Origin of the sequence: Kutzneria sp. NPDC052558 (assembly GCF_044547355.1) — a bacterium.
Taxonomy (GTDB): Bacteria; Actinomycetota; Actinomycetes; order Mycobacteriales; family Pseudonocardiaceae; genus Kutzneria.
Window position 1 is genome coordinate 278869 of the sequence record NZ_JBIUAG010000002.1, and the last position, 13461, is coordinate 292329.

The 13461-nt window shown below is 69.6% G+C and carries 17 protein-coding genes, 1 tRNA gene and 1 pseudogene; 10 read left to right on the plus strand and 9 right to left on the minus strand.

Annotated elements, in window-relative coordinates; genetic code table 11:
- Positions 1–87: 87 nt before the first annotated feature.
- The 4 genes and pseudogenes from ACIG5F_RS04265 to ACIG5F_RS04280 form a co-directional block, all read right to left on the minus strand.
- Entirely contained in the window at positions 88–426 is a 339-nt protein-coding gene (locus ACIG5F_RS04265) for a hypothetical protein (RefSeq protein WP_396516388.1), read from the minus strand.
- Between the two features lie 38 nt (positions 427–464).
- Entirely contained in the window at positions 465–836 is a 372-nt protein-coding gene (locus ACIG5F_RS04270) for a hypothetical protein (RefSeq protein ID WP_396516390.1), read from the minus strand.
- A 397-nt stretch (positions 837–1233) separates the two neighbouring features.
- Positions 1234–1725, minus strand: a pseudogene (locus ACIG5F_RS04275) (tetratricopeptide repeat protein); the annotation flags it as partial.
- A gap of 118 nt (positions 1726–1843) precedes the next feature.
- Positions 1844–2485: an FMN-dependent NADH-azoreductase gene (locus ACIG5F_RS04280; protein WP_396515931.1), complete on the minus strand. Its 642-nt coding sequence runs from the start codon at positions 2483–2485 to the stop codon at positions 1844–1846.
- Positions 2486–2587: 102 nt separating this feature from the next.
- Here ACIG5F_RS04280 and ACIG5F_RS04285 point away from each other — a divergent pair, with 102 nt between their 5' ends.
- The 5 genes from ACIG5F_RS04285 (at position 2588) to ACIG5F_RS04305 (ending at position 6328) form a co-directional block, all read left to right on the plus strand.
- Positions 2588–3079 carry a MarR family winged helix-turn-helix transcriptional regulator gene (locus ACIG5F_RS04285; protein ID WP_396515932.1) on the plus strand — a complete coding sequence of 164 codons (492 nt, stop codon included), beginning with the start codon at positions 2588–2590 and terminating at the stop codon, positions 3077–3079.
- Between the two features lie 237 nt (positions 3080–3316).
- Positions 3317–3742: an SsgA family sporulation/cell division regulator gene (locus ACIG5F_RS04290; protein WP_211762914.1), complete on the plus strand. Its 426-nt coding sequence runs from the start codon at positions 3317–3319 to the stop codon at positions 3740–3742.
- Between the two features lie 126 nt (positions 3743–3868).
- Complete coding sequence (locus ACIG5F_RS04295; protein ID WP_396515933.1) at positions 3869–5296, plus strand: DHA2 family efflux MFS transporter permease subunit; 1428 nt, start codon at positions 3869–3871, stop codon at positions 5294–5296.
- 21 nt (positions 5297–5317) lie between these two features.
- Complete coding sequence (locus tag ACIG5F_RS04300) at positions 5318–5557, plus strand: hypothetical protein (RefSeq protein WP_396515934.1); 240 nt, start codon at positions 5318–5320, stop codon at positions 5555–5557.
- A gap of 537 nt (positions 5558–6094) precedes the next feature.
- Complete coding sequence (locus ACIG5F_RS04305) at positions 6095–6328, plus strand: hypothetical protein (RefSeq protein WP_249227098.1); 234 nt, start codon at positions 6095–6097, stop codon at positions 6326–6328.
- A gap of 145 nt (positions 6329–6473) precedes the next feature.
- Here the strand turns inward: ACIG5F_RS04305 and ACIG5F_RS04310 are convergent, their stop codons facing one another.
- A complete protein-coding gene (locus ACIG5F_RS04310; RefSeq protein WP_396515935.1) occupies positions 6474–6680 on the minus strand; it encodes a hypothetical protein in 207 nt (68 codons plus the stop codon).
- Between the two features lie 60 nt (positions 6681–6740).
- Between ACIG5F_RS04310 and ACIG5F_RS04315 the strand changes: the two genes are divergently transcribed.
- Positions 6741–7529, plus strand: a complete 789-nt coding sequence (locus ACIG5F_RS04315; protein ID WP_396515936.1) for an SDR family NAD(P)-dependent oxidoreductase — start codon at positions 6741–6743, stop codon at positions 7527–7529.
- Positions 7530–7532: 3 nt separating this feature from the next.
- Here the strand turns inward: ACIG5F_RS04315 and ACIG5F_RS04320 are convergent, their stop codons facing one another.
- Positions 7533–7676, minus strand: a complete 144-nt coding sequence (locus ACIG5F_RS04320; RefSeq protein ID WP_396515937.1) for a hypothetical protein — start codon at positions 7674–7676, stop codon at positions 7533–7535.
- Between the two features lie 202 nt (positions 7677–7878).
- Positions 7879–9417 carry a helicase HerA-like domain-containing protein gene (locus ACIG5F_RS04325; protein WP_396515938.1) on the minus strand — a complete coding sequence of 513 codons (1539 nt, stop codon included), beginning with the start codon at positions 9415–9417 and terminating at the stop codon, positions 7879–7881.
- 103 nt (positions 9418–9520) lie between these two features.
- On the opposite strand from ACIG5F_RS04325, the gene orn reads away from it, so the two are divergent.
- Together orn and ACIG5F_RS04335 are read left to right on the plus strand one after the other, a co-directional pair.
- A complete protein-coding gene (gene orn, locus ACIG5F_RS04330; RefSeq protein ID WP_396515939.1) occupies positions 9521–10132 on the plus strand; it encodes an oligoribonuclease in 612 nt (203 codons plus the stop codon).
- A 74-nt stretch (positions 10133–10206) separates the two neighbouring features.
- Positions 10207–10279, plus strand: a tRNA-His gene (locus ACIG5F_RS04335).
- A 182-nt stretch (positions 10280–10461) separates the two neighbouring features.
- On the opposite strand, the gene ACIG5F_RS04340 is transcribed toward ACIG5F_RS04335, so the two are convergent.
- Positions 10462–11031, minus strand: a complete 570-nt coding sequence (locus ACIG5F_RS04340; protein WP_396515940.1) for a TetR/AcrR family transcriptional regulator — start codon at positions 11029–11031, stop codon at positions 10462–10464.
- A 43-nt stretch (positions 11032–11074) separates the two neighbouring features.
- Here ACIG5F_RS04340 and ACIG5F_RS04345 point away from each other — a divergent pair, with 43 nt between their 5' ends.
- Both ACIG5F_RS04345 and ACIG5F_RS04350 read left to right on the plus strand, forming a co-directional pair.
- Entirely contained in the window at positions 11075–11842 is a 768-nt protein-coding gene (locus tag ACIG5F_RS04345) for an SDR family oxidoreductase (protein WP_396515941.1), read from the plus strand.
- A gap of 12 nt (positions 11843–11854) precedes the next feature.
- Positions 11855–12919, plus strand: coding sequence for a diacylglycerol kinase (locus ACIG5F_RS04350; protein ID WP_396515942.1), 1065 nt, complete (start codon positions 11855–11857; stop codon positions 12917–12919).
- Between the two features lie 159 nt (positions 12920–13078).
- Here ACIG5F_RS04350 and ACIG5F_RS04355 read toward each other — a convergent pair whose 3' ends face one another.
- On the minus strand, positions 13079–13438 hold the full coding sequence (locus ACIG5F_RS04355; RefSeq protein WP_396515943.1) for an arsenate reductase family protein: 360 nt from the start codon (positions 13436–13438) through the stop codon (positions 13079–13081).
- Between the last annotated feature and the right edge of the window lie 23 nt (positions 13439–13461).

Consider the following 13461-nt stretch of genomic DNA (forward strand, 5'->3'; position numbering starts at 1 on the left):
CCCAGGCGCAGGCAACTGTTGCTGAGCCGCATCGAATGCTGCCGGGGGTGGCTGACGTGCCGCTTGTCCCGCACTTGTTCGGGTCGGCTAGGCCTCGCTGACCAGGGACGCGGCGCCTGCGCAGACGGCGCAGACCAGGGCGAAGATCAGCGGCTCCATGGTGCCGGCGTTGGCCTGGTCGAGCATGGCCCACAACAGCACCAACGCGTTGGACAACCCGAGGAGCACGCACGCCAGCCCGATCACAGGGCGGCGCACCGGCATGGTGAGCACAGTGAGCCGGCTGCCCGCCGGCACCCGAATCAGCTCGACAAGAGCGACGACCGCGACGACGCACGGGATGGCGTAGCCGAGCCAGGCCAGCACCGGCGTCGGTTTCGGCAGACCGGCGACCATCAGGAACACACCGGCGATCACCAGCGTCATGGACAACCGTCGGACACCACGCCAGGCCAGCTTCTCCGCTATCGGCGGCCGTCCCCCGCCGGCCGCTCGACCGGCACCAGACGCTCGACCAACGCCACCGGTTCGGTCGGCACCGGCGGATCGACCGGCCCTGGCGGATTGATCAGCATCGACGGACCGACCAACACCGGCGGATCGATCAGCACCGGCGGATCGATCAGCACCGGCGGATCGGTCGACTTTGGCGGCCCGCCCCTCTCCGGATCGGTCGGCGCGCGTTGACCGGGCGGTCGGCGCGCGGCCGTCGTCAGGGACTCGACCGTCGCCTGGAGTTCGACGAAAAGCTCGATTTCGTCGAAAAGCAGATTTTCGACCGTGGAGCTCGTCGTCGGGCGAGGAGATCCGGCCGGACGGGTAGCCCGTGGCGGCACGGTCCGAGGTGGACCGGTCGGCGGCCAAGCGGCGGGGTTGCCACTCGTCGGACGAAGTGGACCGGTCCGACGACCACCAGTGCGGCGGAGCTGAGTGGTCGGGCGGGGACCACCGGCCCGAGGAAGCAGAGGTGCGGTGGAGGTAGCCGTCGCCGGGGAGTGAACCGAAGGCCGAGGGACGATCGGCGGCGGGGAGCGCGCCGAAAGCCGAGGGGCGGCTGTGGCCGGGGAGTGCGTCGGAAACCGAGGGATGGTCGGCGGCGTGGAGCGTGGCGAAGTTGAGGTTTTCGGCGAAATTCTCGGTTGCGACGGAGCGCTCGCGGGAGGGCGGCTGGCGGAGGCGGGCGAGTTCGGCACGAACGCGAGGGTCGCCCGGTTTGCGGCGCATGGCGGTGCGGTAGGCGCGCTCGGCGGTGGCGAGATCGCCGGTCCGCCGAGCGGCATCGCCCAGGACGAGGTAGGGCCGGACATGATCGGGCTGGTAGCGCACGGCCTGGGCGGCGGCGTCGACGGCGTCAGGCCAGCTGCCGGCGGCGCCGAAGGCCTCGGCCAGGGCGATGCGGCACCGCCAGTCGGAAGGCGCGGCCCGGACGGCCTGTCGAGCGGCGGCCACGGCCTCCTCATGACGGGCGAGGCGGCTCAGCGCCTTGCTGGCCAGGCGGTGAGCCGCCGCCCTGTCACCGGGAAGTGCCAGCGCACGGCGCGCGGCGGCGAGGGCGGCGGGCGCGTCGCCACGGTCGAGGAGCGCGCCGGCGAGCCGGCGCCAGACCTCGGCGCTGTCGGGATGGGAGTTGGCGGTGCTGCGCAGCAGGGCCACTGCTTTGCGTCGCCGGCCGGAGGCACTCAACTTGGCTGCTCGATCGAGTACGTCTCCGATCGGTTCGACCATCGCTTGTGTCCTCCCGCCAGCCGGACCAGGCAACTCGGGCAAGTCTGGCAGCGGGCGACGCGGAACGAGGGGACCGTCTTATACCGGCGTGTCGCGCGAGCGGACACCGCTGGACGGCCTAACTGACGCGGGCGAGCTCTCGGGCCGACTCGAGCGCGGCGGCGCGAGAAGCGTCAGCGTGCTCACGGAACTGCGCCAGCGCGGGGTCGAGGTGCGCGAGGGTGAACTCGGCGGTGATGAAGGTCAGGTTGCGGTCGAGGCCGATCTGGCTGAGCACCTTGCGCAGGTACGGCTCCAGGTGATCGAAGTCGGCCCGCGGTGCGCCGGCGGCGTAGGAGCCACCCTTGGAGGCGGCGACCACGACCCGGTTGCCGACGAGTGGCCCTTCGCCGGTCTCCTTGCTTACAGCGGTTCCGGGACCGATCACGCGGTCGAGCCAGGCCTTGAGCGTGGACGGGATGCTGAAGTTGTACATGGGCACGCCCAGCAGCACGACGTCGGCGGCGAGCAGTTCGTCGACGAGCTCCTGGCTGGTGGCGGCGTCGGCGGCCTGCTCGGGCGTGAAGTCGGCGGGCGGCAGCATCTTGGTCGCCAGGGTGAGCGCGTTGAGATGTGGAACGGGCTTTTCGGCCAGGTCACGGTAGGTGTAGGCGCCGTCGGGGTTGGCCAGCCGCCAGTGCTCGGCGTACGCCGCGGACAGCTCCCGGGACACCGACCCCTCGTGCCGAACGCTCGTGTCGATGTGCAGCAGGGCGACCATGACTGTCCTCTCGATCGGGATATTCTGCTTCAAGAACGTACGAGACTAGATGTTCCGAGTCAAGAACTTCTCGGGAGACCGCCGACACGTAGGATTTACGGTGTGGACACCGAGCTGTCGGACGCCTGCGCCGCCGCCCAGGCCTGCGGCGAGCGCGACAACCTGAACTGGCTGCTGCACCGCGCCGCCCAGCGGATGGGCGCGGCGTTGGAGAGGCACGCGACCAAGGCCGGCGTCGGCATCCGCGGCCAGCTGGTGCTGACCGCCCTGGCCGAGGGCCGTCAGCAGACGCAACTGGCACTGGGCAACCGACTCGGCCTGGACAAAACGACCATGACCTCCACCTTGGACCGGATGGAGCAGCAGGGACTTGTCGTCCGCCGACCTGATCCGGGTGACCGCCGCGTGCGTATCCCCGAACTGACAGAGAAGGGTCGCCAGGTCCAGGCGGCGGTCCGGCTCGAACTGGAACTGGTCGAACGGGCCGTGCTCGAGGGATTGAGCACGGAGGAGGAGGCGGTGCTGCGGCGCGTTCTGCTGCGGCTGGCGGTGCCCGAGGAGAGCGACGCCGGCCCCGGCGGCTCGTGCGTGTAGCGATCATCACGCACGGAAGTGGTCACAACAGGGGCAAGGCCGTTCCCCTTTTCAGGTCATATCCCCACACTTTCGTACGGTGAATGACGAAACCGCTGGACCGCCACCCGGATGAGTGACAGATTGAGCGGGCAACTCCGCCTGGGGGCGACATTGAGTGAACGTGGACAAGTTCTCCAGAGGACTCGGCCACTGTTGACTCAAAGACGAGTGTCGGGAAGCCGAGGGGTGAACACGATGCGTAACGACCACATGACGCTCCGCTCGATGGCGGTGCTGGACCTTCTGGTGCCGGACGCACCGTCGGTCCCGGTCGAGGTCGAACTTCGCTACGACACCCGTGACCCCTTCGCCGTGACAGCGGCGTTCCGCTCCGGCCCGTCCGGCTGGGTGGAGTGGTGCTTCGCCCGCGACCTGCTGGCTGACGGCCTGATCGCCGAGGCCGGCTCGGGCGACGTGCGCATCCGCCCGGCCGTCGACGACATCGAGTTGGTGGTGCTGGTCGTCAGCTCGCCAGCCGGCCTGGCCATGTTCGAGGCCTCCGCGCAGGAACTGGCCGACTTCCTCGACCGCACCTACGACCTGGTGCTTCCCGGCACCGAGAACCAGTGGGTCAGCGTCGACGACGCGCTCACCACCCTCATGCCCTACGACCTGGGCTGAGCCGCTCCTCCCCCACGGCACCGCACCCGTTCGGCGCAGATCACCCCCAGGCCGGAACAACCCCTCGTCCGCCCCTGTTGGAATGTTTCGTTGTCGCATGCAAACATTCCGCGAGGGAGCCGTTCGGTGGGGTTACGCCAGCTGAGCCCGAAGGTTGTCGTCAGCGTGGTCTTCGTCGCCGCGCTGTTCCTCAACATCCTCGACACCACGATCGTCAACGTCGCCCTGCCGACGATCGCCGCCCAGTTCCATGTGACCGCCGCCGACGCCGGCGCGGTCGTCGTCGGCTATCTGCTCAGCCTCGCGCTGGTGATCCCGGCGTCCGGCTGGCTGGGCGACCGGTTCGGCAGCAAGCGGGTGTTCCTGATCGCGCTCGCGATCTTCACGGTGGCCTCCGCGCTGTGCGGGGTAGCCCAGTCCCTCCCCCAGCTCGTCGCGTTCCGCCTGCTCCAGGGCCTCGGCGGCGGCATGCTCGCGCCGATCGGCCTGGCCATGCTGTACCGGGAGTTCCCGCTGGCCGAGCGGATGCGCGTGAACCGGGTGCTCATCCTGCCCACGGCGGTCGCCCCGGCGATGGGCCCGGTGCTCGGCGGCCTGCTGGTGGACACCCTGTCGTGGCGGTGGGTGTTCTACGTGAACCTGCCGGTTGGCGTGCTGACCTTCCTGTTCGGGCTGTTCCTGCTCCGTGAACACCGCGAGCCGGGCGCCGGGCGCTTCGACGTGGCCGGCTTCCTGCTGTCCGGGGTGGGCTTCGCGCTGCTGATGTACGCGTTGACGGAGGGCGCCACGCTGGGCTGGGGCTCGCCGCAGATCCTGATCACCGGCGCACTGGGCGTGGCACTGCTGGCGGCGACCGTGTTGGTGGAGCTGCGGGTAGCGGAGCCGATGCTGGACCTGCGGCTGTTCGGCGACCGGCTGTTCCGCACGATCAACGTCGTGCAGCTGGTGTCGACCGCCGGTTTCCTCGGCACGCTGTTCGTGTTCCCGCTGCTCTACCAGTCGGGGCTGGGTGTGTCGGCCTGGCAGACCGGGCTGACCACGTTCCCGGAGGCGGTCGGCGTGCTGCTCGGCACGCAGATCGCCAGCCGGGTGTACTCGACGCTGGGGCCACGGCTGCACATCGTGCTGGGCGTGGTGAACGCGGCGGTGGCGATGATGCTGCTGACGCTGGTCGGGCCGGCGACGCCGCAGTGGCTGGTCATGTTGATCATGTTCTACCTGGGGCTGGGCATGTCCAACAACTTCAACCCGGCCCAGACGGCCGCGTTCGCGCAGGTGCCGCCGACCAAGACCGGTCGGGCCTCGACGCTCTACAACTCGGGCCGCCAGGCCGGGTCCGCTGTCGGCGTCGCGGTGTTGGGCAGCGTTCTCGCGGCGGCGGGCGCGGGCAGCGGCCACCTGCTCGGCTACCAGCTGGCATTCGTGGTGGCGGCCGCGCTGATGATCGGCGCCGGCGCGGTAGCGCTGCTGATCAAGGACCGCGACGCGGCGGCGACCATGGCGACGCCGGCGCGGGCACAGGCGGTGGAGGCCGTCGAGACGGCCGGCGCCTGAACAACCGCGAGGACGCCTTCGGTGCGAGCCGGCGGCGGGCAGCAGATCGGCGACACGGAGACGGCCGACGGAACCGAGACGACCGACGAAGCGGAACAGATCGCTGACGCGGAGCAACCCGCCGGGGCAGACCAGACCGACGGAACCGAGCAGACCGTCGCAATGCCGCAGACCGCCGAAGCAGGCCAAACCGACGGACCAGACCAGACCGTCGAAGCCGAGCAGATCGCCGGCGCGGGGCAAACCGTCGAAGCGGGGTAGACCGTCGAAGCGGAGACGGTCGTCGAATGGAGTAAACCGTCGAAACGGAGCAATCCGTCAGAGTCGAGACGACCGGCGGCAGCCGGGCAGGCCGCCGAGACGGTGACGGTCGTCAAGGCGGAGCGGACCGACGGAGTGGGGACGGTCGCCGAAGCGGAGCGGACCGACGGAGTGGAGACGGCCGTCGCAACGGAGTAGTTCGTCGAAATGCAGGAGATCGTCGAGATTCAGGCGACCGTCGAGCCGGAGACTGTCGGCGACACGGGGGGCGGGGCGGCGGTCGTGGGGCGGAGCGGTCGGCCGGCGGAGTCATGATCGCCCGAACGGGGGCGAGCGGCTTCCGCCCTTCTCCGTAAAAGCGGTGGTAGGGGGTGCGGACGGGGGTGCCCGATCACCCTCCCAGGTGACAATCAGCGGCTCGGTCGTGCGAGGCTAGGCGCAGCACGGCGTGATCAACCACGGGGAATAGCACGATCTGACCGCGAAACCCGCGTCACGTCGTCGGCCAGGGTGCGTCACACCGGTGCGAGCGCCGCGATGTTGTCTGCACCGAAGGGCTGGGAGGCGGAAGACGTGGTTGACCGCAAGGAATGGTTGGTGACCTGCCGGGATGTGGCGGGCCGTCGCCGCGACCTCACGGTGTTCGTCAGCCAGGGCCACGTGGTGCTGGTCGCGCCGCCGGGCGAGACGGCGGTGCTGGCGCCGCTGGAGGTGGGCCGGCTGCGGGCGGCCCTGCGCGACGCGGTGGTGACGGCGTCCGAGCCGGCGTGAGGCCACCGGGCGACGAGCTCCGACGCCCGGTTTGTCGGACGACGACCGGGCCCTGTCCGACGAAGACTGAGCGTTGGTCGGTTGCTGTCGTTCGACCGGAGTTGGACCGGAGTTGGACCGGTCGGTGAACCAACGGGCGGGCGACTCAGGTGTTGGAGTCGCGCCGGCGCTGACGGACCAGCGCCCACGCCACGAACCCGAGCCACACCAGGCCGGCGCACCCCAGCGCGACCCAGCCGGCCCGCAGCACGGCGTCGTCCATGAGCGACGCGCTCACCACGGCGCACGCGATCGCCAGCACGCCGAAGCCCAAGTGGAACGGCCTGGCCCGGAACTCTCCCCACCTCGCCATGGTCGGCCATGCTGCCACGACCACTTCCTACTCACGAGTAGGTAATGGCATCATCGCATCATGAGCCGATCGTCGCCGCTGGCCGGCAAGCGCATCCTGATCACCGGCGCGTCCTCCGGCATCGGCCGCGCCACGGCGTTCGCCGTCGCATGGCTCGGCGCGGTCCCGCTGCTGGTGGCCCGCCGCGCCGACGAGCTGGCCCAGGTCCGCGACCAGATCGTGGCCCGCGGCGGCGAGGCGCACAGCTACCCGTGCGACCTGACCGACGCCGAATCCGTGGAGACACTGCTCAAGCGGGTGCTTGCCGAGCAGCCCCGGGTGGACATGCTGGTCAACAACGCCGGCCGGTCCATCCGCCGGTCGCTGAACAGCTCCCAGGACCGCCACCACGACTTCGAGCGCACGATGGCGATCAACTACCACGCACCGGTCCGGCTGGTGCTCGGCCTGCTGCCGCACTTCCGGGCCAACGGCGGCGGGCACGTGGTGAACATCTCGTCGATGGGCGTGCAGACGCGCACCCCTCGGTTCGCCGCCTACCTGGCGTCCAAGGCCGCGCTGGACGAGTTCAGCCAGGTCGCCGCGGCCGAGACGCTGCGCGACCGGATCACGTTCACCACCGTGCACATGCCGCTGGTGCGCACGCCGATGATCGGACCGACCCGGCTCTACGACCGGATGCCGGCCGCCAGCCCGGAACGGGCCGCCCGCCTCGTGCTGCGCGCACTGGTCAAGCGGCCCAAGTCCGTGGACCTGCCCTTCGGCCGGCTCGCCGCCACCAGCTACGCGGTCGCGCCGAAACTGGTCGAGCGGGTGCTCAACCTCGCGTACCGCACACGGTCGATCTGACCCTCACGCCGCGCGCCAGGACTCGCCGGTGCGGGTCACGTGCGACGGCAGCCAGGTGCTCACGTCACTCCTCAACGGCTCCACCCGCCGTGCGTGCCAGTCGCGCTGGCACTGGTCGGAGCAGAAGAAGTCAGACGGAGAGCTCATCCGCTCAGTCCCGCAGACGACACAGGGTTCGGTCATCCCACCCACCTCCCGGGTCGACGTCCACCATGGACGCTAAATCGGCAATGGGACGGCCGTGTTTCGGAAGTATGTCGACTCGACACACGAAACGCCCGAATTCACGCTGGTGGCGCAGCGGACGGACGGGTTTCGGGGCTCGACTGGGCCACTCGGGCACCGCGGGTCAGCGGCGACGGCCGGTGCCGAAGATGCCTCGGGTGATCTCCCGGCCCAGCGCGGAGCCGGCGGACCGCAGGAAGGACTTCACCGCCGGGTTGCCCAGCACCTGGCCGATCAGCCCCGGATCGTCGGCCTCCTTGCGGCGCGGGGCGGGCGCGGACTCCTCGGACGGGGCGGACTCCGGCGCGGGGGCCGAGGCCGGCGGGGCGACCTTGGCCAGCAGCATCTCGTACGCCGACTCCCGGTCCACCGACTGCGAGTATTTGGCCGCCAACGCCGACGAGGCCGCCTCCTGCTTGACGGCATCCACGCCGATGGACGCCATCAGCGAGCGCGGCGGGCGCAGGCGGGTCCAAGCCACCGGAGTCGGGGCGCCCTGTTCACTCAGGACGGTGACAACGGCCTCGCCGATGCCGAGCGTGGTGAGGGCCTTGCCCAGGTCGTAGTGGGGCGTCGTGGGATACGTCTTGACGGTCTGCGCCAGCGCCTTCTGGTCGTCCGGGGTGAAGGCCCGCAGGGCGTGCTGAACCCGGGCGCCCAGCTGCGACAGAACGGAGTTGGGCACGTCGGTCGGCAGCTGCGTGCAGAAGAACACGCCGACTCCCTTGGAACGGATCAGCTTCACGGTCTGCACGATCTGCTCCAGGAACGCCTTGGAGGCGTCGGCGAACAGCAGGTGCGCCTCGTCGAAGAAGAACACCAGCTTCGGCTTCTCCAGATCGCCCTCCTCCGGCAGCTGGTGGAACAGGTCGGCCAGCAGCCACATCAGGAACGTGGAGAACAGCGCCGGATTGCCCTGCAACTCCGACAGCTCGAGCAGGCTGATCACGCCGCGACCGTCCTGCGACCGCATCAGGTCGGCCGGATCCAGCTCCGGCTCCCCGAAGAACGTGTCGCCGCCATTGGCCTCCAGGTTCAACAGCGACCGCAGGATGACGCCCGCGGTGGCCGACGACACACCGCCCAGGCCCTTCAGGTCCTCCTTACCCTCGTCACTGCTCAGATGCTGGATCACCGACCGCAGATCCTTGGTGTCCAGCAGCGGCAGGCCCCGCGAATCGGCCCAGTGGAAGATCAACCCCAGGGTCGACTCCTGGGTGTCGTTCAACCCCAACACCTTCGACAACAGGATCGGACCGAAGCTGGTGATCGTCGCCCGCACCGGGACCGCGGAACCGCCCTCCCCCAACGACAGGAACTGCACCGGAAAACCGGCGGCCTGCCAGTCGTCCCCGGTCTCGGCGGCCCGCTTCGACACCTTGTCGCCGCCCGCCCCCGGCCGCGACAGGCCCGACAGGTCCCCCTTCACATCGGCCATCACCACCGGCACCCCGGCCGCCGACAGCTGCTCGGCCATCAACTGCAACGTCTTCGTCTTGCCGGTGCCGGTCGCGCCGGCGATCAACCCGTGCCGGTTCAACGTCGCCAACGGCAGCCGCACCCGGGCCTCGGCCCGGACAGCGCCGTCCACCACCGCCGACCCCAACTCCAGCGCGCCACCCTCCGTGGCGTAACCGGCGGTGATCTCCTCGAAAGCGTCCACAACGACCTCCCGATAGCCCGAACGGCATCCCCGACACTAGGCCGAACAGGCCGAAACCGCGCGTTCAGCCGAACACGCACAGTGGCGAGATAGGCTGCTGCGGGTGACTGATCGTCTGGTGTGGATCGACTGCGAGATGACCGGGCTCGATCTGGGCAAAGACGCCCTGATAGAGATCGCCGCCCTGGTCACCGACGCAGACCTGAACGTGCTCGGAGACGGCGTCGACGTGGTCATCCACGCCGACGACGAAGCGCTCGACGCGATGCCCGACGTGGTGCGAGACATGCACGCCCACTCCGGCCTCACCGACGAGGTGCGCCGCTCCACCACCACCCTCGAACAAGCCGAACAACTCGTGCTCGACTACATCCGGCAATGGGTCCCCGACGCGCGCACCACACCGCTCGCCGGCAACAGCATCGCCACCGACCGAGGCTTCATCGCCCGCGACATGCCGGCCCTCGACAGCCACCTCCACTACCGCATGGTCGACGTCAGCAGCATCAAGGAACTCTGCCGACGCTGGTACCCGCGCATCTACTACGCGCAGCCCGCCAAGGGCCTCGCCCACCGCGCCCTGGCCGACATCCACGAATCCATCCGCGAACTCGCCTACTACCGGGCCACCGCCTTCGTCCCCCACCCCGGCCCCACCAGCGAGCAAGCCCAAGCCGCGGCCGCCGAGATCCTCCGCGCCGCCGCCGAGGGGTAACCCGTTTTTGAGGCTGAGCGCGCGTGCGCTAGCCTTGTGGACGTCGCCGCCGGAAACGGCGAAGACGCTCCATGGTGGGTGTAGCTCAGTCGGTAGAGCACTGGGTTGTGGTCCCAGGTGTCGCGGGTTCGAATCCCGTCACTCACCCGCGACGAAAGGGCTAGGCGTGCTATCGCCTAGCCCTTTCGTCATGCTCAGTGCTTTTGTGGGGGCACGGCCCCCACGCCCCCGCGCCGGGGCTGCGCCCCGGACCCCATCGGGGTGGGGCGCGTTGGGTGTGCTGCGCCCCGGACCATCGCAGTGGGCGCGTTGGGTGTGATGGTTGCCACTCAGGGATTTTTGTTTGGGTGGAGCAGGTCTGGGAGTCGATCCAGAACCGGGGAAGATCCACCCAGCAGTGAGGTGACCAAGCAGGCGCCTATCACCATGACCATGGTTGCCTGGGCGTCGATGGCGGGGGTGGCGCTGCCTTCGGCGCGGAGTAGGGACTCCAGGGTGGACAGGCCGGGGAGGCCGAATTCCTTCCACAGGGCGGATTGCCGGTCGGGGTGGTCGCGCAGGGAGGCCATGAGGCCGGGGAGGGCCGCGCGGACTTCGGGGCGGGCGAAGAGGTTTTGGGTGTAGGCGAAGGAGCGGCGAATCCACTCGGTTGACGTGGGGGCGTCGTCGACCGGGGTGGGGTCGTCCTGCCAGGAGAAGACGGCTTCGAAGACCAGGTGGGTCTTGGAGGGCCACCGGCGGTAGAGGGCGGGGCGGCCGACGTTGGCGCGGTCGGCGATGGCGACCATGGAGAGCTTGTCCCAGCCGACCTCGACGAGAAGGTCGCGGCAGGCCTGGAGGGCGGCGTCGTCGATCGCCGGGTCGCGAGGGCGGCCACGGGAGCGGTCGGACTGGTCCATCGGTGTCATTGTGAATAACGTAACACGCTGTTACGTTATTGGGGTGGTCCTCGACGGCAAGACAGTGATCGTGTCCGGGGTCGGACCCGGCCTCGGCCGGGCGACCGCGCTCGCGGCGGCCCGGGATGGCGCGAACGTCGTCCTCGGCGCGCGGACGGAAGCCAACCTGAAGGCAGTGGCCGAGGAGGTCGGGAAGCGGGCGGCGTACGCCGTCACCAACATCACCTCGGCGCAGGCGTGCGAGAACCTGGTGTCGGTCGCGCTGGACACGTTCGGGGCGGTCGACGCGGTGATCCACGTGGCCGCGCGGGATCGGGTGTTCGGCGGACTGGACGGGGCCGACCTCGATCTGTGGCGGAAAGTGTTGGACGTCAACGTCATCGGGACGATGCGGCTCACGCAGGCGGCGTTGCCGGCGCTGTCGGTGCGCGGTGGGTCAGTGGTGATCATCGGGACCCAGGCGGCGTTCTCGCCGACGTTGCCACAGGCCGCTTATGCGACGTCCAAGGGTGCTCTGCACGCGGCGATGTTCTCGCTGGCCCAGGAACTGGGGCCGCGCAAGATCCGGGTCAACTCGGTGGTGCCGGGCTGGATGCTGGGCCCGAACGTCGAGATGTACATCCAGTGGACCGCCCAGAGCCGGGGCGTGCCCGAGGACGAGGTCAAGGCCGAACTGGCGGCCAAGGCCGCGCTCAACGAGATCGCGTCGGACGCCGACGTGGCCGAGGCGGCGGTGTTCTTCGCCTCCGACCGGGCCCGCATGCTGACCGGCCAGACCCTGTTCGTCAACGGTGGCGAGTACTGGCGCTGAGGGGAAAAAGCGATGGCGCACAAGGTGATCGTGTGGGGCACCGGGGTCGTCGGCAAGCTCGTGATCCGCGAGCTGCTCGGCCACCCCGAGCTCGAACTGGCCGGCGTGATCGTGCACGACCCGGCCAAGGACGGCGTCGACGCGGGCGTGCTGATCGGGGCCGACCCGGTGGGAATCAAGGCGACGACCGACGTTCAGTCCGCTTTGGACGGTGAGGCCGACGCGGTAGCCTACTTCGGCCCCACAGCGGAGTTCGCGCTGGAGAACATCGAGAACATGGCGCGGGCGCTGCGATCCGGCAAGCACGTGGTGTCGACCGCGATGACGCCGTTGGTGTATCCGGACGCCTGCCCACCGCAAGTTCGCACGGAGTTGGAAAAGGCGTGCGCGGAAGCCGGAAAGGCCTGCTTCACCACGGGGATCGACCCAGGGTTCGCCAACGATCTGTTTCCGTTGACGCTGATGGGGGTGTGCGGGCGGGTCGACAGTGTGCGGATCCAGGAGCTGGTCGACTACGCCAGTTACGCCGGCGACTACAGCAAGGTCATGGGCTTCGGCCTGCCGGTGGACGCCCAGGCCGTGCTGGAGATCCCCGAGATCCTGATTTTCGCTTGGGGACACACGATTCCGATGATCGCCGACGCGGTCGGGGTGAAGCTGGACCGCATCGACACCGTGTACGAGAAGTGGGCGGCGCCGGAGCGGATCTCCTATCAACACGGGGTGATCGAGGCCGGACACTGCGCGGCGGTGCGCTTCGAGATCCGGGGCTGGGTGGGCTCCGAGCCGCGGATCGTGATCGAACACGTCAACCGCATCACCAACGCGGCCGCCCCCGAGTGGGCGCGGGCCGCGTCGGTGGAGAACGACGCCTACCGGATCATCGTCAAGGGCAGCCCCGAAATCACCCAGGAGACGGCGTTCCGGCACGAGGTCGACGGCGACCCGGTCAGCGGCGGCTGCCTGGCCACTGGCATGCGGGCCGTCAACGCCGTGCCGTACCTGGACGACCTGCCGCCACGGCTGGTGTCGGCGCTGGACCTGCCGCTGATCCCCGGGCGTGGGGTGATCCGCTGACGAGGCGCCGCCAGGCTGCCGCTCGCGCGGAGTTGGCCAGACCGTCGCCAGCCAGGCCTTCCCCGATTGCGCTAGCCGGGCGCTTCCTGGCCGCCGTTGGCCCGGCATTGCCAGGTTGGCGTGCTTGGATTGATTCGGGGGCTGCTCAGTACGGGCCGCTCAGTCGGCCAGCACCGACCGCACGGCGTCCTCGGTCCGGGCGACCACGGCCGGACCGTCGTCGGCGGTGATAATCGGGCGCTGGATCAGGATCGGGTGCTCGGCCAGGGCCTTGATCCACTGCGAGCGGGTCGCCTCGGTTCGTTCCCATGTCCCGAGAGCGAGCTCGGCGGCGATCTTCTCGCCGGTGCGGGCGATGTCCCACGGTTCGAGGCCAAGGCGGTCCAGCACGGCCGCCAGCTCGGCCTCGGTCGGCGGGTCGTCGAGATAGCGCCGCACGGTGTACTCGGCGCCCGCCTCGTCCAGGATCGACAGCGCCGAGCGGCACTTGGAGCACGCGGGGTTGATCCAGATTTCCACGCCACCAGCCTACGGCTGGTAGC

Bases quoted from the DNA above. Each gene is read 5' to 3' on its own strand.
- ACIG5F_RS04265 (WP_396516388.1), bottom strand. From the start codon at position 426: ATGACGCTGGTGATCGCCGGTGTGTTCCTGATGGTCGCCGGTCTGCCG.
- ACIG5F_RS04280 (WP_396515931.1), bottom strand. From the start codon at position 2,485: ATGGTCGCCCTGCTGCACATCGACACGAGCGTTCGGCACGAGGGGTCG.
- ACIG5F_RS04290 (WP_211762914.1), top strand. From the start codon at position 3,317: ATGCGTAACGACCACATGACGCTCCGCTCGATGGCGGTGCTGGACCTT.
- ACIG5F_RS04305 (WP_249227098.1), top strand. From the start codon at position 6,095: ATGTTGTCTGCACCGAAGGGCTGGGAGGCGGAAGACGTGGTTGACCGC.
- ACIG5F_RS04310 (WP_396515935.1), bottom strand. From the start codon at position 6,680: ATGGCGAGGTGGGGAGAGTTCCGGGCCAGGCCGTTCCACTTGGGCTTC.
- ACIG5F_RS04315 (WP_396515936.1), top strand. From the start codon at position 6,741: ATGAGCCGATCGTCGCCGCTGGCCGGCAAGCGCATCCTGATCACCGGC.
- ACIG5F_RS04320 (WP_396515937.1), bottom strand. From the start codon at position 7,676: ATGAGCTCTCCGTCTGACTTCTTCTGCTCCGACCAGTGCCAGCGCGAC.
- ACIG5F_RS04340 (WP_396515940.1), bottom strand. From the start codon at position 11,031: ATGGACCAGTCCGACCGCTCCCGTGGCCGCCCTCGCGACCCGGCGATC.
- ACIG5F_RS04350 (WP_396515942.1), top strand. From the start codon at position 11,855: ATGGCGCACAAGGTGATCGTGTGGGGCACCGGGGTCGTCGGCAAGCTC.